18 protein-coding genes are annotated in these 19,069 nt (G+C 65.4%); 11 read left to right on the plus strand and 7 right to left on the minus strand.

Annotated features, from left to right (window positions below; genetic code table 11):
• Positions 1-31 precede the first annotated feature (31 nt).
• Entirely contained in the window at positions 32-1,240 is a 1,209-nt protein-coding gene (locus tag CTA01S_RS03270) for a substrate-binding domain-containing protein (protein WP_019560528.1), read from the minus strand.
• Positions 1,241-1,556: 316 nt separating this feature from the next.
• On the opposite strand from CTA01S_RS03270, the gene CTA01S_RS03275 reads away from it, so the two are divergent.
• The 5 genes from CTA01S_RS03275 to fusA all read left to right on the plus strand — a co-directional run bounded on the left by CTA01S_RS03275 (position 1,557) and on the right by fusA (position 6,867).
• The gene (locus CTA01S_RS03275) at positions 1,557-1,994 is read left to right on the plus strand and encodes an Hsp20/alpha crystallin family protein (RefSeq protein ID WP_019560527.1); all 438 of its coding nucleotides are present in this window, start codon (positions 1,557-1,559) and stop codon (positions 1,992-1,994) included.
• A 17-nt stretch (positions 1,995-2,011) separates the two neighbouring features.
• Positions 2,012-2,413: an Hsp20/alpha crystallin family protein gene (locus CTA01S_RS03280; RefSeq protein ID WP_198150756.1), complete on the plus strand. Its 402-nt coding sequence runs from the start codon at positions 2,012-2,014 to the stop codon at positions 2,411-2,413.
• Positions 2,414-2,448: 35 nt separating this feature from the next.
• A complete protein-coding gene (locus CTA01S_RS03285; protein WP_026330115.1) occupies positions 2,449-2,955 on the plus strand; it encodes an Hsp20/alpha crystallin family protein in 507 nt (168 codons plus the stop codon).
• 190 nt (positions 2,956-3,145) lie between these two features.
• Positions 3,146-4,741: an acyl CoA:acetate/3-ketoacid CoA transferase gene (locus CTA01S_RS03290; RefSeq protein WP_062192106.1), complete on the plus strand. Its 1,596-nt coding sequence runs from the start codon at positions 3,146-3,148 to the stop codon at positions 4,739-4,741.
• Between the two features lie 74 nt (positions 4,742-4,815).
• On the plus strand, positions 4,816-6,867 hold the full coding sequence (fusA, locus tag CTA01S_RS03295) for an elongation factor G (RefSeq protein ID WP_062192111.1): 2,052 nt from the start codon (positions 4,816-4,818) through the stop codon (positions 6,865-6,867).
• Positions 6,868-6,933: 66 nt separating this feature from the next.
• Here fusA and CTA01S_RS03300 read toward each other — a convergent pair whose 3' ends face one another.
• On the minus strand, positions 6,934-7,671 hold the full coding sequence (locus CTA01S_RS03300) for a hypothetical protein (protein WP_157451280.1): 738 nt from the start codon (positions 7,669-7,671) through the stop codon (positions 6,934-6,936).
• Between the two features lie 160 nt (positions 7,672-7,831).
• Here CTA01S_RS03300 and CTA01S_RS03305 point away from each other — a divergent pair, with 160 nt between their 5' ends.
• The gene (locus tag CTA01S_RS03305; protein WP_062192119.1) at positions 7,832-8,674 is read left to right on the plus strand and encodes an HDOD domain-containing protein; all 843 of its coding nucleotides are present in this window, start codon (positions 7,832-7,834) and stop codon (positions 8,672-8,674) included.
• Positions 8,675-8,688: 14 nt separating this feature from the next.
• Here the strand turns inward: CTA01S_RS03305 and CTA01S_RS03310 are convergent, their stop codons facing one another.
• Together CTA01S_RS03310 and CTA01S_RS03315 are read right to left on the minus strand one after the other, a co-directional pair.
• Entirely contained in the window at positions 8,689-10,095 is a 1,407-nt protein-coding gene (locus CTA01S_RS03310) for an alpha/beta hydrolase family protein (protein ID WP_062192122.1), read from the minus strand.
• Between the two features lie 116 nt (positions 10,096-10,211).
• Entirely contained in the window at positions 10,212-10,694 is a 483-nt protein-coding gene (locus CTA01S_RS03315; RefSeq protein WP_019560519.1) for an Lrp/AsnC family transcriptional regulator, read from the minus strand.
• Between the two features lie 144 nt (positions 10,695-10,838).
• Between CTA01S_RS03315 and hppD the strand changes: the two genes are divergently transcribed.
• Together hppD and phhA are read left to right on the plus strand one after the other, a co-directional pair.
• The gene (hppD, locus tag CTA01S_RS03320) at positions 10,839-11,945 is read left to right on the plus strand and encodes a 4-hydroxyphenylpyruvate dioxygenase (RefSeq protein ID WP_019560518.1); all 1,107 of its coding nucleotides are present in this window, start codon (positions 10,839-10,841) and stop codon (positions 11,943-11,945) included.
• Between the two features lie 23 nt (positions 11,946-11,968).
• The gene (gene phhA, locus CTA01S_RS03325) at positions 11,969-12,868 is read left to right on the plus strand and encodes a phenylalanine 4-monooxygenase (RefSeq protein WP_019560517.1); all 900 of its coding nucleotides are present in this window, start codon (positions 11,969-11,971) and stop codon (positions 12,866-12,868) included.
• A gap of 91 nt (positions 12,869-12,959) precedes the next feature.
• Here the strand turns inward: phhA and CTA01S_RS03330 are convergent, their stop codons facing one another.
• The 3 genes from CTA01S_RS03330 to CTA01S_RS03340 are packed head-to-tail and all read right to left on the minus strand — an operon-like array spanning position 12,960 to position 16,065.
• A complete protein-coding gene (locus tag CTA01S_RS03330) occupies positions 12,960-13,907 on the minus strand; it encodes an esterase/lipase family protein (protein ID WP_062192125.1) in 948 nt (315 codons plus the stop codon).
• Between the two features lie 22 nt (positions 13,908-13,929).
• A complete protein-coding gene (locus CTA01S_RS03335; protein ID WP_062192128.1) occupies positions 13,930-15,546 on the minus strand; it encodes a GMC family oxidoreductase in 1,617 nt (538 codons plus the stop codon).
• Between the two features lie 12 nt (positions 15,547-15,558).
• Positions 15,559-16,065: a hypothetical protein gene (locus CTA01S_RS03340; protein ID WP_157451281.1), complete on the minus strand. Its 507-nt coding sequence runs from the start codon at positions 16,063-16,065 to the stop codon at positions 15,559-15,561.
• A 57-nt stretch (positions 16,066-16,122) separates the two neighbouring features.
• Here CTA01S_RS03340 and CTA01S_RS16595 point away from each other — a divergent pair, with 57 nt between their 5' ends.
• From CTA01S_RS16595 to CTA01S_RS03350, 3 genes are all read left to right on the plus strand, one after another.
• A complete protein-coding gene (locus tag CTA01S_RS16595) occupies positions 16,123-16,260 on the plus strand; it encodes a hypothetical protein (protein WP_157451282.1) in 138 nt (45 codons plus the stop codon).
• Positions 16,261-16,378: 118 nt separating this feature from the next.
• Positions 16,379-18,082, plus strand: a complete 1,704-nt coding sequence (locus CTA01S_RS03345; RefSeq protein ID WP_062192134.1) for a long-chain-fatty-acid--CoA ligase — start codon at positions 16,379-16,381, stop codon at positions 18,080-18,082.
• Between the two features lie 15 nt (positions 18,083-18,097).
• Positions 18,098-19,015, plus strand: coding sequence for an MBL fold metallo-hydrolase (locus tag CTA01S_RS03350; RefSeq protein WP_062192137.1), 918 nt, complete (start codon positions 18,098-18,100; stop codon positions 19,013-19,015).
• The last annotated feature ends 54 nt before the right edge of the window (positions 19,016-19,069 follow it).

Genomic DNA, 19,069 nt, shown 5'->3' on the forward strand with positions numbered 1-19,069 from the left:
TTTGCGGCCGGGGTTAGCCCGGGCTGCCCACTCAGCCGGTCTTGCGGCGATTGCGGATGGGCAGGTCTATCTCGGCGGGCGGGATTTCACGCACGAGTTTGAGGTCGGGAATACTGCCAGGAAAAGCCCCAGACGAGACGCGAAAGTGGTACATGCTTTGCAAGGCCTGGTGGTCCTCGGCGCGGAACTGCATCCAACCCTTTGGGGTTTCGAAGCGCAAGCCCTCCATCGCAGCCACCAGACGCTCGGGGTCGGTATCGCCTTGCGTGGCGCGCAATGCGCTGACGATGGCCATCGCTGCGGCAAAGCCCCCGGCCGTGAACATGTCGGGGGGGCTTCCGTAACGCAGAAAGTGCTGAGTGACCAACCACAGGTTGACGGTGTTGCGCGAAAACGCGTAGTAGTAATACGCCGCGCCCTGCATGCCGGGCATTCGATTGAATTGCACCATCGCCCCCAGCGTGTTGCCCACGGTGGCGAGCTCGATGCCATGGCGCTTGAAGTGATCGGCCAGTGCAAACGGAGGGTCGTCGCCGGCCCACAGGATCCACACCACCTTGCGCCCGGTGCGTCCTCTGAGGCGCTCGATCAGGCGTTGCGCGATCGCGCCGACGTCGGGCACACGGCCGGTGTCGACATACTCTTCGTGAACGATCTCGGCTTTGCGCAAGGCCGCCCGGAATGCGGCCACGCCGCTGCGACCGAAAGGCGAGTCCTGGGCCAACGTGGCCAGGTGCAGCCCCTCGTGATCCAGCACGATCGCATTGGCGATGGCATCCTGACTGCTGTTGCGCGCAGTGCGGAAGATGTAGCGGTTCCAGCGCTCACCAGTGATGATGTCGGCCACTGCGGGCTCGACGAGCAACAACTTGCGCTGCGCCTGGGCCACCGGCAACAAGGCCAAGGCCACCGCCGAAGAGGTCGGGCCGATGGCCAGATCCGCGCCATCGGCATAGGCCTGCTCCAGCAGGGCCTGTCCGCGTTCGGGCCGGCCCTCGTCATCGGCTTCGGTGAGCACCAGCGGACGACCGGCCACCTGCAGGCTGCCGCCGGTGGCGTATTCCAGCCCCATGGCCAAGCCGATGGACGTCTGCTGCCCGTAGGACTGCAAAGGGCCGCTGCGGCTGTGGATGTGCGCCAAGCGGATCGGGGCGCGCGCCGCATGCGCTCGCAGCGAGGGCAACGCCCACGCCGCCGCAGCCAAGCTCAACACCCCACGACGCTTCAGCACCGATGTCATGACCGTCTCCTCCGTGTGATGCCCGCCAAGGCGCAACGCCGGCGGACCGATGTGGAGTCGCTCCGATGCAAGCACGATGCCAAGGACCGGCCGCGCACGCCCGGGCGCGGCAGACGTGACAGCGGACGTGACCGATGCGCCGCCCAGCGGCGCGCGGCGCGCCCATGTGACCACCGTCCAGACACCAGGCCGCTCAGACCTGCCTGATTGACGGACATCTGACCAAGCTCAAGACAGAGGTCTTGAAACCGACCCGCGCACCCCCTATATCGGGCTCAGGGTTTCGAGACCCATCGAAATCGACGGAGGACACACCATGTATCGCTCGCTCTTTTCACGCGACCTGTTCGCCGAATTGGATCGCCTGCAGCGCGAGATGCAGCAGGTCTTCGATCTGTCGCCCAGCATTCGCGGCTTCGGCCGTGGGGGCTATCCTGCGCTCAACATCGGCAGCACGCCGACCTCGGTGGAGGTCTACGCTTTTGCGCCCGGCTTGGATCCGGCCCGCATCGAGGTCAATCTGGACCGCGGCGTACTGACGCTGGCCGGTGAGCGCGCGCCTGTGGCCCAGGCCAGCGACGAGAAGCAAACGCTGCACATCCATGAGCGCTTCGACGGGCGCTTCCGCCGCGTCATCAGCCTGCCCGACGACATCGACCCGGCCGGCGTGACGGCCAGCTACCGCGATGGCGTGCTGCAAGTCAGCATCCCGCGCAAAGCCAATGCCCAACCGCGGCGCATCGAGGTTCAATGAACACAAGGAGTGAAGCCATGAACACGACCACTGCCGTGACCCCAACTGGCCAGGCCGCTGTGCGCCATCCCGCCAGTGAACGCAATGAACCGGCGCTCGTGCCGCCGGTGGACGTGATCGAGGACAGCACCGGCATCACGCTGTACGCCGACTTGCCCGGCGTGCCCAAGGAACGCCTGAACCTGAGAGTCGAAGGCGACACGCTCAGCCTCGAAGGCGAGATGCAGCTGACCGTGCCGCAGGAGATGACGCCCAGCCATGCCGAGGTGCAGCTGTCGCGCTTCCGTCGCACCTTCACGCTGAGCAAGGAGCTCGACCCCGACAAGGTCAGCGCCGAACTCACGCACGGGGTGTTGCGGGTGCGTATCCCCAAAGCCGAGCATGCCCAGCCACGCCGCGTCGAGGTGCGGGTGATCTGAACTGCGGCATGTCCAACATCGAATGGAGGCCCGACATGACGATGAAAACCATCCGTGAAGGCTTCGACTCGCTGTGGGACAGTCTTTCCGAAGGTTGGGCGCGCCTGCGCGAGTCTGCGCGTGGCGCCCTCACCCGGTTTCGCGCCGGCGACGAAGCCCAGCTGCCCGACCGCAGCCGCATCGACGACAGCAGCTTCAATGCCTCGCACGGCTGGGCGCTGATCGGCGGCGATGTCTTCGAAGACGACCGCCGCCTGGTCGTGCGGCTGGAAGTGCCAGGCATGGACAAGAAGGACTTCGACATCGAAGTGCATCACGATGTGCTCGTGGTCCGTGGTGAGAAGCGCTTCGAGCAGGAGTCCAGCGACGGCCGCTGGCGCGTGCTGCAATGCGCTTATGGCAGCTTCGAGCGCACCGTGCCGCTGCCCGTGCCCGTGAAGGCCGACCAAGCCCAAGCTCGCTATCGTGACGGTGTGCTGCGCATCGAGCTGCCCAAGGCCCAGCCTGGCAGCGCCCGGCGCATCCAGCTCACGGTGAACTGAGCACCGCGACGATCCGCCGCCCCCGCTGCGAAACGCGAGGACGCGCAGCGCCCCCCGGTCGGTGCCTCACGCCGGCACAGCGCCATGCCGCGGCAGCAGGCCGCGGCCATCGGCACCAACGGACAGCGGCTGCCGGCTCCACTTCGGCGTGATACTTGGAGGCTTTGACGCCTGCCCCAGCCCTCACGCCATGCAAGTCATCACCGCAGCCCAAGCCGCTGCCCTGATCCAAAACCACTGGACCATCGCCACGGCCGGCTTCGTCGGTGCGGGCCATGCCGAGGCCATCACCGCGGCCATCGAGCGCCGCTTCGAGGCCGAAGCCGCGCCGCGCGACCTGACTCTGGTGTATGCCGCCGGCCAAGGCGATCGTGCCCGGCGAGGGGTCAACCACTTCGGTCATGCCGGGCTGGTCAAGCGCGTGATCGGGGGGCATTGGATCTCGGCCCCGCGCCTGGGCGAGCTGGTGGCGCGCAATGAGATCGAGGCCTACAACTGGCCCCAAGGGGTGATCGCCCACCTCTTTCGCGCCATCGCCGGGGGCAAGCCGGGTGTGATCACCCGCATCGGATTGCACACCTTCGTCGACCCACGCCATGACGGCGGGCGGCTGACGCCGCGCACCACCGAGCAGCTCGTGCAACTGATCCACCTCAACGGCGAGGAGCAGCTGTTCTACCCCAGCTTTCCGATCCACTGCGGCCTCATCCGCGCCACCACGGCCGACGAGCATGGCAATCTCACCACCGAGCACGAGCCCTTCCACCAAGACTTGCTGGCCATTGCGCAAGCCGCTCACAACAGCGGTGGCATCGTCATCGCCCAAGTCAAGCGCCTGACCCGCGCCGGCAGCATGAACCCCAACCTCGTGCGCGTGCCTGGCATCCTGGTGGACTATGTCGTGATCACCGAGGACCCGGCCGATCACTGGATGACCTTCGGCGAGGCCTACAACCCCGCGTATACCGGCGAAGTGCGCCAGCCCGAACAAGCCTTCCAGCCCCTGCCGCTGGACGTGCGCAAGATCGTGCAACGGCGTGCCTTTCTGGAGCTGAAAAAGCTGCACAAGCCCGTCGTCAACCTGGGCGTGGGCATGCCCGCCGGCCTGGGGCTCATCGCCCGTGAGGAAGGTCACAGCGACTTCACCCTCACGGTGGAAGCCGGCCCGGTCGGCGGCACCCCCGCGCAGCTGTTGAGCTTTGGTGCCAGCGCCAACCCCGAAGCCATCATCGACCATGCCGCGATGTTCGACTTCTACGATGGCGGAGGCATCGACATCGCCTTTCTGGGCCTGGCCGAACTCGACCCGCAAGGCAATGTCAACGTCAGCCGCTTCGGCAGCCGCATCGCCGGGGTGGGCGGCTTCATCAACATCAGCCAAAGCGCCCGTCGCGTGGTGTTGATGGGCACGCTCACCGCCGAAGGACTGCAGGTCCAAGCCGGCGGTGGGCAACTGCGCATCGTGCACGAAGGCCGGGTGAAAAAGCTGGTGCCTCGAGTGGGCCACCTCAGCTTCAACGGCCCCTACATGCGCAGCCTGGGCCGCGAGGTCCTGTACATCACCGAACGGGCCGTTTTCGAACTGCGCGAAACCGGCCTCACCCTCACCGAAATCGCCCCCGGCCTGGACCTGCAACGCGATGTGCTCGCAGCCTGCGACGCCCCCATCGCCGTGGCCGAGGACTTGCGCCCCATGGACCCACGCATCTTCACCGACGCGCCGATGACGCAAGCACCGTCGGCGGCAACCCCCTTGCCGGCGCAGGGCCGATCCCTTACGCTGTGATCGTCCAGTCGGCGCGCCCTGCACGGCGCACCGACCCCTCGGCGACGGATGTTCCGCCCAAGGAGGAATGCGCCATGCCCACGACACCGTCCCCCAGGACTGCCACGATCCGCAACCTGGCCCTGGTGGGGCAAAGCGCGGCGGGCAAAACCAGCCTCGTCGAGGCCTTGCTGCATCGCGCCGGCCGCATCGGCAGCCTGGGCAGTTTGGAACGCGGCAGCACCGTGTCCGACTTCGACCCGCTGGAGCGCAAGTTCCAACACTCCCTCAACACCAGCCTGGTCAGCCTCGAACACGGGGGAGCGCGGATCCAGCTGCTCGACACCCCGGGGCTGCCCGACTTCCTCGGCCAAGCGCTGCCCGCGCTCGAAGCCGTGGAGACGGCGGCCATCGTGCTCAACGCGACCGTCGGCATCGAGCCGATGGCCATCCGGATGATGAACTGGGCCCGTCAGCGCGACCTGTGCCGGCTGATCATCATCAACAAAATCGACGCCGAACGGGTCGACCTGCCTGGGCTGCTGACGCAAATCCAGGAAGCTTTCGGCAAGGAATGCCTGCCGCTGAACCTGCCTGCCGGCGGTGGCACCCAGGTGGTCGACTGCTTCTTCAATCCCGCTGGCGCGTCGGATTTTTCCTCCGTGGAGGCTGCGCACCGCGCGCTGGTGGAGCAAGTGGTGGAAGTCGATGCCGACTTCGTCGAGCGCTATCTCAACGACGGCGACGTCGATCCGCGCGAACTGCACGCGCCGCTGGAGCAAGCCCTGCGCGAAGGCCACTTGGTGCCCGTGTGCTTCACCTCGGCACGCAACGGTGCAGGCATTGCCGAGCTGCTGGACGTGATGGCGGCCCTGATGCCCCACCCCGGCGAGGGCAACCCGCCACACTTCCTCGAAGGCGAAGGACCACAGGCCCGCCCCGTGCGCGCCGAGCCCGACGCCGACCGACACGTGCTGGCCCATGTGTTCAAAGTCGTCAGCGACCCCTATGTCGGCAAGCTCAGCCTTTTCCGCGTGCACCAAGGCACCGTCACCAAGGACAGCTTGCTCTACGTCGGAGACGGGCGCAAGCCGTTCAAGGTCGGCCACCTCTTTGCCGTGCACGGCCGCGACCATGTCGAGATCCCCAGCGCCGGTCCAGGCGAAATCGCCGCCGTGGCCAAAGTCGACGAGATCCACTACGACGCCGTGCTGCACGACGCCGCCGAAGACAGCCACATCCACCTCGAGCCCCTGCCCTTCCCGGTGCCCGTGCACGGACTGGCCATCGAACCGAAACGGCGCGGCGACGAACAACGCATGTGGGAAGTGCTGCAAAAACTCGTCGAAGAAGATCCCTGTTTGAAAGTAGAACATGTGGCCGCGACCAACGAAACCGTGATCTACGGCCTGGGCGAGATGCATCTGCGCGTGCTGCTCGAACGCATGACCGAGATCTACAAATGCGAGGTGCTCACCAGGCCACCGCGCATCGCCTACCGAGAGACCATCACCCAATCGGCCGAAGGCCACCACAGGCACAAAAAGCAAACCGGTGGAGCCGGCCAATTCGGCGAAGTCTTCCTGCGCATCGAACCCCTGCCACGCGGAGCCGGCTTCGAATTCATCGACGAGGTCAAAGGAGGCGCCATCCCCAGCGTCTTCATCCCGGCCGTGGAAAAAGGCGTGCGCCAAGCCATGGACGGCGGCGTCATCGCCGGCTACCCGATCCAAGATGTGAGGGTGGTGGTGTATGACGGCAAACACCACTCGGTGGATTCCAAAGAGATCGCCTTCATCACCGCTGGGCGCAAAGCCTTCATCGATGCGATGCTCAAGGCCGCGCCCATCGTGTTGGAGCCCATCGTCAAGCTCGAAGTGACGGCCCCCGAGGCCCATATCGGCGACATCACCGGGGACCTGGCCACCAAGCGCGGCCAAATCAACGGCACCCGCGCGCTCTCACCCGGCACCCTGGTCGTGCTCGGTCAAGCCCCGCTGTCCGAACTCAACGGCTACCAATCCAGGCTGCACGCCCTCACGGCCGGCCATGGCAGCTACCTCATCGAGTTCTCACACTACGAACCCGTGCCTGCGGCTGTACAACAACAACTCGTCAGCCAGTTCCGGCTGCGCGAGGAGGATTGAGCGCGTCCTCCGGTCCCAGGCATGTTTGCATGCTGCCGCGCAGACGTCGCGAGACCCGCCCCCCCCTCAAGGCCTCAGCCCCTCCAAGGCGGCCAAGTCCAAATCCTTCATGGCGGCTCGCAGGCCGTCCAGGTCCAAGCCGTCGGCCAGCGCCTCCACGGCCACCCCATTGGCCAGCACCCAGTGAATCTGGGCCGGCGTCGCGTCCGCCGGCTCGACCTCACGCCGCACCCGGCCTTGCTCGAAGCGCACGATCTCTCGACGCCCCGCCTGCTGCGCTTCGGCAGCCACGCGCAGCCACTCGGCCATCACCGCCCAGACCGACAAGCCCCCTGTGTCACTGACCGACAACGCGATGCGGCGCGCGGCATCGTCCCCGTATTGCGTACTGACCGACACACTGGGCGCCCCCAAGGACGCATCGCCAAACGTATCGCTGGGCTGCCGCGGCAAACCGCCCAACTGTGCAGGCAGCACCGCCTCGATCTGCTCAGGTCGTAGCGTGGGCCGGGTCCCCAGCCCCATGACCTCGTTGAGCGCGCGCTGGGCCTGCTCCATCGCCGCCGCGCCGCCCTCGCGCCACGCCCTGTCCCGATCTCGCAGCGCCTGAGCCAAGCGCTGGCCGGCGGCCTCCAATGCCTCTCGTTCTTGCGGCGACAGGGCCATTGTCGCTTCGTCGCCGGCCTGCCACTGCGGCCCGGTGCGGCTCAGCCATCCCCCGAGCGCCACCACGCCGCCCAGCACAATCACCCCCGCGATCCACCAAGGCCCGCGCCCACTGCCGCGTCCCCACGATGACGCCATGTCCACCTCCGCTGCCGACGGTCTCTGTCCTGATCGCCCGCATTGTGAGCCTGCGCCCCACCGCCGCGATGCTGCCCAGGCGACACCTCAGACCCCCTTGCGGGTTTGTCCCATTCAAGTCCTCCGGCAAGACCGCCGATAACCCCTCAGGAGGGTCTGTATGCTCACCCGCCCCTTACCCACCCTGGAGGCCTGGACGGCCCACTTCGCAGCGGCCACCATTCCCGTGCTGCCCCGCACGGCCGAATCCATCGATTGGTTGGCCACCCGGCAAGACGATCTGGACGCCCACAGCATTGCCGAATTCCTCGCTGGCGACCCGCTGATGGCCCTCAAACTGTTCAGCCACGTGGCCAGCCTGCGTCGGCCAGGCCACGAGGACGACGACGAAGAAGTCGTGACCGAGACCCTCACCGCAGCCCTGGTCTACCTGGGCGTGGGGCCCTTTTTCCGCGCCTTCCAACATCTGCAAACCACCGAAGACCTGCTGCAAGCCCACCCGCAAGCACGTGACGGCCTGCACGAGGTGCTCACCCGTGCCGCCCGTGCGGCCGTGTTCGCGCTGGGCTTTGCCGTGCACCGCATGGACAGCGACGCGCCGGCGCTCTATCACGCGGCCTTGCTGCATGATTTCGCCGAAATGCTGCTGTGGTGCCATGCCCCCGACTTGGCGCTGGAAATCCGCCAGCGTCAGCGACGCGATCCGCGCCTGCGTTCGGCGCAGGCCCAGTGGGACGTGCTGCACATCCGACTGACCGATCTCGAACAAGCCTTGATGCGCACCTGGCGTCTGCCGCGCGTATGGCGCCGGCTCACCGACGACCAAGCGGCCGTCCACGACCCTCAAGCACGCTGCGTGACCCTGGCCATCCGCTTGGCCCGCCACACCCAGCATGGCTGGGACAATCCCGCCGTCCCAGACGACGTCACCGACATCGCCGCCTTGCTCAACCTCTCGCCCGAGGCCACGCTGCGCAAGCTGCGTGACCTGGACGAAGGCTGAGCCTGTCAACCTCCTCAAGGCGTTGGGCAGGCGGGCATCAGCCCGCGCACGGCCACGGTCGCGGGGTTGTCAAAAGGCCCACCGGTATTCACCGTGAAGCGGCAACCATAGGCCGGGTCGGCCACCGTGGCCGCATCCAACACCTCGTCCCCGGGCGGCCGCACGCCGGTTTGTTCCCAAGCCACCATGTCATCGAAGGCCGCCACTTGTTCGGCCACCGTGAAATCGCAATGGCTAGGTGCACGGATGGCGCGCTGCACCAACCATGCCCCCGAGCCATGGGCATCGGCGCGGCGCTTGTAGATCTGCTGCATGCTGAAGGGCACATACATGTCGCCCAAGGTATGCAAAGACACCACCGGCACGCTGAACTGGCCGTTGATCTTCGGAATCCAGCGCAAGCCGTCACGACGCAAGCGGTTGGCCTCGGGCACCGGGCTGACGCGCAGCACGCGCTGGTTGAGCAAGGTCTCCTCGTCACTGAGCGCCGGGTCGCTGTCGATCTGCAAGACCATGTCACGCGTATCCAGCACACTGGCATTGAGGATGCCATTGATCGTGCCATCGCCGCCGAAGGTGCCCCAGACCACCTGCTGCAAAGCTGCGTTGGCAAAGCCCTCCTCGAAGATGGGCCGACTGCCGCCCGTCAGGTTCATCACCACCCCTTTGAGCTTCTGACCGTCGGCCGTGGGCGTGATCTCGGTCTGGGAGAAGGTCGTGAACAACCCGCTGCGCACCAAGGCATTGATATCGGCCCACCCCGTGGTGGGGTACAGAGGCACCCCCGCGAAGTACTGCGCGGCCGTCTGATATGCAGAGAAGTAATTGAACAACTCCGTATCGCCCATCACCCCGCACATCGGCACGGCTCCGTGGTAGCGCACCTTGTGCCGGGCCGTGCGGAAGGTTTCCTCCTCGATCGCCGCGCCGGTGATGTGTCCACCCATCGAATGGCCAATGATGTAGCGCCGTGTCGGCTCGGGCAGCCCGGTCAGGCGCGAAAACGCCAGCGCCAACGCATTGGTGTCCTCCACCCCAGCGCGCACATCGTAGTAATTCTTGCTGTAGCTCGATGCCGCCCAGGCATAGCCATTGGCAATCAAGTGAGCGCGAATCGGGGGATTGCTCACCGTCAGCGGCACCGAGGTGCCCCGGTAGCCATGCGCATACATCACCAGGCGGCCATTCCAGTTCTGCGGCACCTCGATGCGATAACCCGCTCCATCGAGCACCCCATGAAAGCGTGTCGTGGTCGTCCCCGGCAAGGCATCGAAGGCCAGGCTTGACTCATCGAGTGGGAAGGTGCGGGCATCGTGCGGCCGCACCTCCTCGGGTTCGGGAGGGCTGTCTCCACCGCCGCAAGCGGCCAACAACATCACGCCGCCCATGGCGACGAACCCAATGAAGCGGAATATCGGCATGCTCGTCTCCTTTGGTGTTCTGCACTGCAAAATGCACGACCGTGCAAATTTGCAAGTCGATTGTGGAGACTCGCCCGATGGCTTCTGTCGCCAAAGTGACAGTCCAGCCCTAGGGATTACACCGGCACGGCCGTGGTGTTCTTCACCCGATCGAGCACGAAGCTGGTCTTGCAGTCTTCGACGCTGGGGTGCTTGAGCAAGGTGTCCATGATGAAGCGCGAGTAATGGGCCATGTCCTCCACCACCACCCGCAAGAGGTAATCCATCTCCCCCGTCAGCGCCACGCACTCCACCACCTCGGGCCAGCTCTGCACCGCGGCGCGGAACAGATCCATGGGATTGCGCTTATGGGTCTCGGTGTGCTTTTCCAAGCGCACATTGATGTAGGCCGTCAGCCCCAAGCCCACCCGCTCAGGCGCAACGATGGCCACATAGCCGGCGATCACGCCAGCCTCCTCCAGCCGCTTGACGCGGCGCAAGGCCGCCGAAGGCGACAAGCTCACCTGGGCCGCCAGCTCGTCATAGGTCATGCGGCCATGAACCTGCAAGGCGCGAAGGATGCGCCGATCGATCGCATCGAGCGCAACAACTGTGTTCATAGATAAATTTTTGCATATTTATTGCGTAATGTCCGTCTAGGCATTCAAAAATGCAGCAAAACTGCGTCTCACGCCGCCTACAGTCTTGACACAGCTCAACCCGCAGGCGCGCGGCGCTTGCCCCTGCTCGACAAGGAGACCGGTATGCAGTTCACCCCCTGGGACAATCCGATGGGCACCGATGGCTTCGAATTCATCGAATACGCCGCGCCCGATCCCGCCGCCATGGGCCAGCTCTTCGAGCGCATGGGCTTCAAGGCCATTGCACGTCACCGCCACAAGAACGTGACGCTGTACCGACAAGGCGAGATCAATTTCATCCTCAATGCCGAGCCCGACTCCTTCGCCCAACGTTTCGCCCGTCTGCACGGCCCCAGCGTGTGCGCCATCGCCTTCCGCGTGCAAGACGCCAAGGCCGCCTACGAGCGCGCCATCAGCCTGGGCGCCTGGGGCTATGCCAACCAGGCCGGCCCGGGCGAGCTGAACATCCCGGCCATCAAAGGCATTGGCGACTCGCTGATCTACCTGGTCGACAAGTGGCGCGGCAAGAACGGCGCCAAAGAAGGCGACATCGGCAACATTGGCTTCTATGACGTCGACTTCGAGCCCCTGCCCGGTGCCGAGCTCCACCCGGTGGGCCATGGTCTGACCTACATCGACCACCTCACCCACAACGTGCACCGCGGCCGCATGGCCGAATGGGCCGAGTTCTACGAGCGCATCTTCAACTTCCGCGAAGTGCGCTACTTCGACATCGAAGGCCAAGCCACCGGCGTCAAAAGCAAGGCCATGACCAGCCCTTGCGGCAAAATCCGCATCCCCATCAACGAGGAAGGCAACGAAAAAGCCGGCCAGATCCAGGAATACCTCGATCGCTACCGTGGCGAAGGCATCCAACACATCGCCCTGGGCACGAACAACCTCTACGACACCGTCGACGCCTTACAAATGGCCGGCATCAAGCTGCTGAGCACCAGCGCCACCTATTACGAGCTGCTGCCCAAGCGCATCCCCAACCACGGCGAGGATCTGGAAGGGCTGAAGGCCCGCAACATCCTGGTCGACGGCCAGCCCGGCGAGCTGCTGCTGCAAATCTTCAGCGAGAACCAGCTCGGCCCCATCTTTTTCGAATTCATCCAGCGCAAAGGCAATCAAGGGTTTGGCGAAGGCAACTTCAAGGCACTCTTCGAAACCATGGAACTGGATCAAATGCGCCGCGGCGTCTTGAAGACCGACGCCACCGCGGCCTGAACATCCCGCACGAGGAGCGCGCCATGACTGCCCCTTCCACCGCCATCGACTTCCACAGCGGCGTCAACCAGGGCGTGGCGCCGGTCACCTACGGCGAAGGCGAACGTCCGCCGCGCGGCAACTATGCCCGCGCCCGTGCCGACTACACCTGCGAGCAAGACTGGGGCGCCTATACCCCGGCCCAGCACGACCTCTACCGCAGACTTTACGAACGCCAGGCGGCCCAGTTGCCGGGCCTGGCCTGCCGAGAGTTCATCGAGGCCGTGGCCCACCTGGGCGAGCCCGACCGCATCCCGCGCTTCGACGAGCTGAGCGAGCGCCTCATGCGCGCCACCGGCTGGCAGGTGGTGGCCGTGCCCGGGCTCATCCCCGAGGAGGCCTTCTTCAAACTGCTGTCCGAGCGCCGCTTCCCGGTCACCGAATGGATTCGCGAGCCCGAGGAATTCGACTACGTCGTCGAGCCCGACGTCTTCCACGACCTGTTCGGTCACGTGCCCCTGCTGTTCAACCCGGTCTTTGCGGACTACATGCAGGCCTATGGCGCCGGCGGCCTCAAAGCCAGCCGGCTGGACGCCTGCGAGCTGCTGGCACGGCTGTACTGGTACACGGTCGAATTCGGCCTCATCGCCACGCCCGAGGGCCTGCGCGCCTACGGTGCCGGCATCCTGTCATCCACCGGCGAACTGCGCTACAGCGTCACCTCGCCCGAGCCCAAGCGCGTGCGCTTCGACGTCGAGCGCATCATGCGCACGCGCTACAAAATCGACACTTACCAGCGCACCTACTTCGTGATCGACAGCTTCGATCAGCTCTTCCAGGCCACCGCCCCCGACTTCACGCCGATTTATGCGCGCGTGCGCCAACTGCCCGCGCTGGAAGCCGGTGAGCTGCTGCCCGCCGAGCAGCTCTTCGCCCCGAACTGAGCCTGCCGTCCTCGGTGGCCTGGAACCGCACGGTGCACGACCGTTGCGCCCTCCTTGCGACAGACGAGGAGGAACAGCTCCTGGGCCAAGCTCACCGCGACTCCTCTTGAGGCGAGCCATCGCCCGCCTGCTCGACGTTGAGCCAACGCATCGTCTCCTGCCACACCGTGGGGTGGAAGACCATGTGCACATGCGCCGTGGCCTGCAGATGCCGATTGTCTGCTCCTTCCAGCGTGGCCGTCGAGGCCGGAAAGACAATGTTGTCCGCATGCCCATAAAAGCAGGTAAAGCGCCGATAGGTGGCCGGCGTTTCCTGCTGCGCCAGCGCCTGCAACCAGGCGCTGTCCAGACGCATCTGGCGGGCGTTGGTGCTCAGCCCCCAGCGTCCCAGCCAAGTGCCATGATGCGGAGTCCCGATCGTGATCACACGATGCACCCGCCACAGCGCCTTGCGCCGCGCCAGCCAAGCCCGCACCGCCAAGCCCCCCATGCTGTGACACACCAACACCGGCGGCAAGCCCGTGGCCGACTCCAGCCGCGCCACTGCGGCCTCGATCAGCTCCACATACTCATCGATCGAGCCAAACACCGGCTCCAGATTTACCGCCACGAACGCATGGCCCTGCCGGCTCAGCTCGCGCAGCCACGCAGTCCACAAGCCCCGGTTGCACACGAAGCCGTGCACCAGCACCACACCCCGCCGTCCTGCCACGCCCTCCAGCCGGTCTGGCACGGCACGCCACAAAAACGGCTGGTACCAGCCAAACACCAGCGGTGCGGTGCGCACCTCGCCCCACCAGGCGCGCAACAACTGAACGGCCGTCGCACGCGGGGCCGGATCAGGTCCATGCAGGCACGCCACCAGCACGAACTCCAGCGCCATCAACACCCCATAGCCCGCCACGACGATCACGGCGCCCAACGGCATCCACGCCGGTCGCCCCAGAGCCCCGGCCACGACGGCCCACCCCAGCACGACGCTCACCAAGCCCCATGTCAGCCCCTGCTGCATGCGGGCCAGCCGGCTGTGCCTCACCATGCCGCTCACCGGCCGCGCCAGCTCAGGCCAGCACCGGGGTGCGCCCGGTCAGCTGCGTGGCCAAACCCGTGGCCAGCCGATTCGCAAACCCATAGACCGACAACTGCGGATTGGCGCCGATGCTGGTCGGAAAAATCGATCCGTCGATCACACTGAGATTCTCGAGTTGCCAATGCCGGCCGTCGGGTCGAACCACCCCTTGCGCGGCACGCGCCGCCATCGCGCAGCCCCCCATCACGTGGGCGCTCACGACCTTCGTGAGCAAAGGCTTCATCGGCAAGGTCTGCAGCGCCTGCTGCGCCTGTTGCCAAGTGCGATACGGCCGGGCCATCTCATGCACCGGCATCACCTCCAAAGCGCCAGCGGCGAACTGGATCTGCGCCATGCTCAACAACGCCCGCCGGGCGCCGTCCATCACGAAGTCATTGAGCGGATAGTCCAGCACCGCAGAGCCGTCCCTCCGCAGCGTCACACGCCCCCCGGGCGAATCCGGATGGAAGCCGTCGCGCAGCAGCGCCAGCAACGCGTGGGTATGGGCAAACTGGGCCAGCAATTCGGCTTGCGCGCATCCAAAGCCCGACAGCGTCGTGGCAAAGATCACCGGATGCAACGGCGGCACCTCGATCTTGTAGCCCATGGGGCCATCGATCGGGTGCAACTCCAAAAAATGGTCCGTGTAGATCGTCTGCGGTGCCCCTTGCCAACCCTCCACCCGCTGCTCGAAACGTGCCGCCGAAATCACCACCGGATGCAAGAAGGTGCGGCGCCCCAGCACCCCATGCGGATCCGGCGCTTTCGAGCGCAGCAACAACGCCGGCGAATTGATCGCACCGCCGGCCACCACATAGTGCCGGGCTCGGATGCGCGTGGCAGGCCGGTCTGGCGCCACATCACCATGGGCTTGGACCGGCACACACAGCAAGCCCAAGACCCGTTCCCCATCGTGCTCCAGACGCTGCGCACGGGTTTCCACCAGCAAACGGGCCCCCTGCTCCAGCGCCGCGGGAATCGTGGTCACCAACATCGACTGCTTGGCATTGGTCGGACAGCCCAGACCACAAGAGCCCAGGTTCCAGCAGCCCTTGACGTTGCGCAAAATCGCCGGGGCGGCCATCCCCAGGCGCACCGCCCCGCGACGCAGCAAGTCATTGTTCTCGTTGGGCGGCACCAGCCAGTCACCGATGTGCAAGCGCCGCTCGGCCTGCGCAAACCAAGGGCTCATCGCCGATGGGTCCAGATCGTGCAAACCCAAACGCTCCTGCCAGTAAGCCAAAGTGGCCTTCGGGGTACGGAACGAACTCGTCCAATTCACCGTCGTGGATCCCCCCACACAACGCCCTTGCAGGATGTTGATGGCTTGGTCCGCCGTCTTGCGCGCCGCGCTCTCCTGATACAGCTGCGGGTACGCCTCGCTTTCGAGCTGGTGGAAGTCGCGGCTGCTGCGCAGTGGCCCCTCCTCGACGATCACCACATCCAGCCCCACTTGCGTCAACAGCTCGGCCGTGATGCCTGCGCCGGCTCCACTGCCCACGATCACCACATCGCAATCCATGCGCTCCGGAGGCCGCGCATACGGGCCGCCCATCACACGCCACCCTCTCGACAGCCCCTGCGCCACAGGGTCAGGAAGCCGACTCATCGCGATTCCTCCTCACAGATCGGCCGGCCCGGGATAGCCCAACAGCGGCCACTGTGCCGGGTCCGAGAAATACGTGGCATTGATCATGTCTCGCAGCGCGTGATAGGCCTGACGACGCAGCACCCATGCAGACTGCCGCATCTGCTCCAGACCGGCCTGCACCTGAGCCAACGATGCACGGTCCCAGTCCTGCGCCAATCCCACCAGCCAGCGCCGCCCCGGCGGCAAGGCCATCAGGCCCAGCAACTGGCCCAGTTCCGCACGGGTGGCCGCAGGCAAGCCGGCGGCAAAGCCCTCCAGCCGGGCGATCAGCCCCTCCAAGACGCGGGCTCGCGCGGCATCCTCTTCAGGCAAGGTGCACGCGAGCACGGCCTCGCACAGGCGCACCAGCACCCGCCGCGCCCCCGGCGTGAACTGCCCATCGGCCCAACCCGGCCGCCACCACCACAGCCCCGCCCCCAGACTCCCCAGCACCAAGGCCGAGCCCAGGCCCACACGAAGAAAAGTCCGTCTTTGCATCGGCGCCAGTGTGGCACCGACCCCGCGCCGTGGCCTAGAGGTCCTTCACTAACCACGATGCGCGCAACCGCCGAGGCCGCCCGCCAGGGCGACCTGCAACGCGCCCTCCACGCCGGCTTGCACGCCGACTTGCACCCCTTGCGCGGCATCGATGCACGCGCGCCGTCGCTGAACGAGCGCTTGTCGGCCCTCTAGGCTGTCGCATGGGCGACAAGTCCAGATCGAGCGAACGACCGTGCGTTAGTGCAATTACCGTTGGCATGGCGCGATCAGCCCCCAAGAATCAGGACCATGTCCTAGACCTGGAGTCATCGTGTCTGCCGTATCCATTGCGCTCGAGACCAAGCCCTGGCTGAAACACTATCCCCCCGGCGTGCCGGCCGAGGTCGATGTCGACGTCTATCAGTCGCTGCCCGAGCTGCTGGAGGAGTCTTTCCGCAAGCATGCCTCCCGGCGCGCGGCCATGTGCATGGACGTGGCCATCACCTACCGCGACATCGACGAGATGTCCGCCGCGCTGGGCGCGTGGCTGCAATCCAAGGGGCTGCAACGCGGCGACCGGGTCGCTTTGATGATGCCCAACGTGCTGCAGTACACCGTGGCCATCGCCGCCGTGCTGCGCGCAGGCTTTGCCGTGGTCAACGTCAACCCGCTGTACACGCCCCGCGAACTCGAACACCAGCTCAAGGATTCCGGCGCCAAAGCCATCGTCATCCTTGAAAACTTTGCGCACACCTTGCAAGAGGTCATCGACCGCACCCCCGTACAGCATGTCGTGCTGGCCGCCATGGGTGACATGCTCGGATTCTGGAAAGGGCGGCTCGTCAACTTCGTCGTGCGCCACGTGCGCAAGATGGTGCCCGAGTTCAAGCTGCCGATCGATCAAGGGCGCACGGTCACCCGTTTCAACATGGCCCTGGCCGAAGGCCAGCGCATGAGCCTGCACCGCCCCCCCATGACGCCCAGCGACGTGGCGTTTCTTCAATACACCGGCGGCACCACTGGCGTCTCCAAAGGAGCCACGCTCACCCATCGCAATGTGATCGCCAACATCTTGCAGACCGAGGCCTGGTTCAAGCCCATGCTCGACAAACTCGGCGACAAACCCCTCACCGTCGTCTGCGCGCTGCCGCTTTATCACATCTTTGCGCTCACGATCTGCTACATGATGGGCGCCCGCCTCGGGTCGATGAACCTGCTCATCCCCAATCCAAGAGACATCCCCGGTTTCATCAAAACGCTGCAAAAGCACCGGGTCAACATGTTCCCGGCCGTCAACACCTTGTTCAACGCACTGGCCAACGACCCCGAATTCGCGCGTTTGGACTTCTCAGAACTGGTGGTCAGCAACGGCGGCGGCATGGCCGTCCAGCAGGCCACGGCGGAAAAGTGGCTCAAGATCACCGGCTGCCCCGTCGTCGAAGGCTATGGCCTGTCCGAGACCTCCCCCGTGGCCACCAGCAACCGTCTGGACCTCCACGAATTCACCGGGACCATCGGCCTGCCCATCCCGTCCACCGACATCGTCATCCGTGATGACGATGGCCGTGATCTGCCGTTTGGCCAACCCGGCGAGATCTGCATCCGCGGCCCACAAGTCATGGCCGGCTACTGGAACCGCCCAGACGAAACCGCCAAGGTCATGACCGCCGACGGCTTCTTCCGCTCGGGCGACATTGGGGTCATGGACGAGCGCGGCTACGTCAAGATCGTCGATCGGAAGAAGGACATGATCCTGGTCTCGGGCTTCAACGTCTATCCCAACGAGATCGAGCAGGTCGTCAACCTGCATCCGGGCGTGCTCGAGTGCGCTGCCGTCGGTGTGCCCGATGCCAAATCCGGCGAAGCCGTCAAACTCTTCGTCGTCAAGAAGGATCCCACCCTCGTCGAAGAAGACTTGATCGAATACTGCAAACAAAACTTCACCGCCTACAAGCGTCCGAAGTACATCGAGTTCCGCGACGATCTGCCCAAGTCCAACGTCGGCAAAATCCTCCGCCGCGAGCTGCGCGGTTGAATCACCGTCCAGGACATGGGGCCACTTCCTGACGACATCCAGCTGTTCGAACGCGGCTGGTTGTCGTCGAACAACATCCTGCTGCTCGACGATGAATCCGGCGACGCGATCCTCATCGACACTGGCTATGGCAGCCACGCCGACCAAACCCTTGCCTTGGTCGAACAAGCGCTCACGGGCCGGCGCCTTCGCAGCATCGTCAACACCCATTTGCATTCCGACCATTGCGGCGGCAATGCCCTCCTCAGCGCGCGGCATCATGCCCCGATCTACGTGCCCTGCGCCGACTACCCGGCCGCCCGCGACTGGGATCCACAACGCCTGAGCTTTCAAGTCACAGGTCAACGCTGTGAGCGATTCATGCCGCACGGCGCACTCGAACCGGGCGACACCCTATGCCATGGCCGACGCCGCTGGGAGGTGATCGCCGCACCGGGCCATGATCCCCATGCCTTGATGTTTTTCGATGCGCAGGACGGCCTGTTGATCTCGGCCGATGCGCTGTGGGAAAACGGCTTTGGCGTGGTCTTTCCCGAGCTCGTCGGCGAACCCGGTTTCGACGATGTGCGCGCCACGCTCGGCCTGATCCGACGCCTGGATGCACGCCGCGTACTTCCCGGCCACGGCGCCATCTTCGACGATGTCGACGCCGCCATAGACCGCGCGCTGGCCAAACTGGCCGCCTTCGAAGCCGACCCGATCCGTCACGCCTGGCACGCCGCCAAAGTGCTGGTGAAGTTCCACCTGCTCGAAGTCCGTCGCCAGACCTGGCCCGACTTACTCGCCTGGCTCGATGCCACGCCTTACCTCCGGCTGCTCCATCAGCGGTACTTCTCCGAGCAAGCCTGGTCGGCCTGGCAAGTGTCCGTCGTGGAAGCCCTGTGCACCTCGGGCGTACTGCGACGCGACGGCCAAACGATCGTCGATGTCTGAAGGGGCGAGAGCCGCTCGAATTCGAGGGGTGGTTAGGAGTGGTGGTTAAAAAAA

This window comes from Caldimonas taiwanensis NBRC 104434 (assembly GCF_001592165.1).
Lineage (GTDB): Bacteria > Pseudomonadota > Gammaproteobacteria > Burkholderiales > Burkholderiaceae_C > Caldimonas > Caldimonas manganoxidans.

What these genes read in the sequence shown, in the direction of transcription:
- CTA01S_RS03300 (WP_157451280.1), bottom strand. Translation starts at nt 7,671, where the DNA reads ATGGCGTCATCGTGGGGACGCGGCAGTGGGCGCGGGCCTTGGTGGATC.
- CTA01S_RS03290 (WP_062192106.1), top strand. Translation starts at nt 3,146, where the DNA reads ATGCAAGTCATCACCGCAGCCCAAGCCGCTGCCCTGATCCAAAACCAC.
- CTA01S_RS03280 (WP_198150756.1), top strand. Translation starts at nt 2,012, where the DNA reads ATGAACACGACCACTGCCGTGACCCCAACTGGCCAGGCCGCTGTGCGC.
- CTA01S_RS03315 (WP_019560519.1), bottom strand. Translation starts at nt 10,694, where the DNA reads ATGAACACAGTTGTTGCGCTCGATGCGATCGATCGGCGCATCCTTCGC.
- phhA (WP_019560517.1), top strand. Translation starts at nt 11,969, where the DNA reads ATGACTGCCCCTTCCACCGCCATCGACTTCCACAGCGGCGTCAACCAG.
- CTA01S_RS03305 (WP_062192119.1), top strand. Translation starts at nt 7,832, where the DNA reads ATGCTCACCCGCCCCTTACCCACCCTGGAGGCCTGGACGGCCCACTTC.
- CTA01S_RS03285 (WP_026330115.1), top strand. Translation starts at nt 2,449, where the DNA reads ATGACGATGAAAACCATCCGTGAAGGCTTCGACTCGCTGTGGGACAGT.
- CTA01S_RS03330 (WP_062192125.1), bottom strand. Translation starts at nt 13,907, where the DNA reads ATGGTGAGGCACAGCCGGCTGGCCCGCATGCAGCAGGGGCTGACATGG.
- CTA01S_RS16595 (WP_157451282.1), top strand. Translation starts at nt 16,123, where the DNA reads ATGCGCGCAACCGCCGAGGCCGCCCGCCAGGGCGACCTGCAACGCGCC.
- CTA01S_RS03270 (WP_019560528.1), bottom strand. Translation starts at nt 1,240, where the DNA reads ATGACATCGGTGCTGAAGCGTCGTGGGGTGTTGAGCTTGGCTGCGGCG.
- CTA01S_RS03275 (WP_019560527.1), top strand. Translation starts at nt 1,557, where the DNA reads ATGTATCGCTCGCTCTTTTCACGCGACCTGTTCGCCGAATTGGATCGC.
- hppD (WP_019560518.1), top strand. Translation starts at nt 10,839, where the DNA reads ATGCAGTTCACCCCCTGGGACAATCCGATGGGCACCGATGGCTTCGAA.
- CTA01S_RS03340 (WP_157451281.1), bottom strand. Translation starts at nt 16,065, where the DNA reads ATGCAAAGACGGACTTTTCTTCGTGTGGGCCTGGGCTCGGCCTTGGTG.
- CTA01S_RS03335 (WP_062192128.1), bottom strand. Translation starts at nt 15,546, where the DNA reads ATGAGTCGGCTTCCTGACCCTGTGGCGCAGGGGCTGTCGAGAGGGTGG.
- CTA01S_RS03310 (WP_062192122.1), bottom strand. Translation starts at nt 10,095, where the DNA reads ATGCCGATATTCCGCTTCATTGGGTTCGTCGCCATGGGCGGCGTGATG.
- fusA (WP_062192111.1), top strand. Translation starts at nt 4,816, where the DNA reads ATGCCCACGACACCGTCCCCCAGGACTGCCACGATCCGCAACCTGGCC.
- CTA01S_RS03350 (WP_062192137.1), top strand. Translation starts at nt 18,098, where the DNA reads ATGGGGCCACTTCCTGACGACATCCAGCTGTTCGAACGCGGCTGGTTG.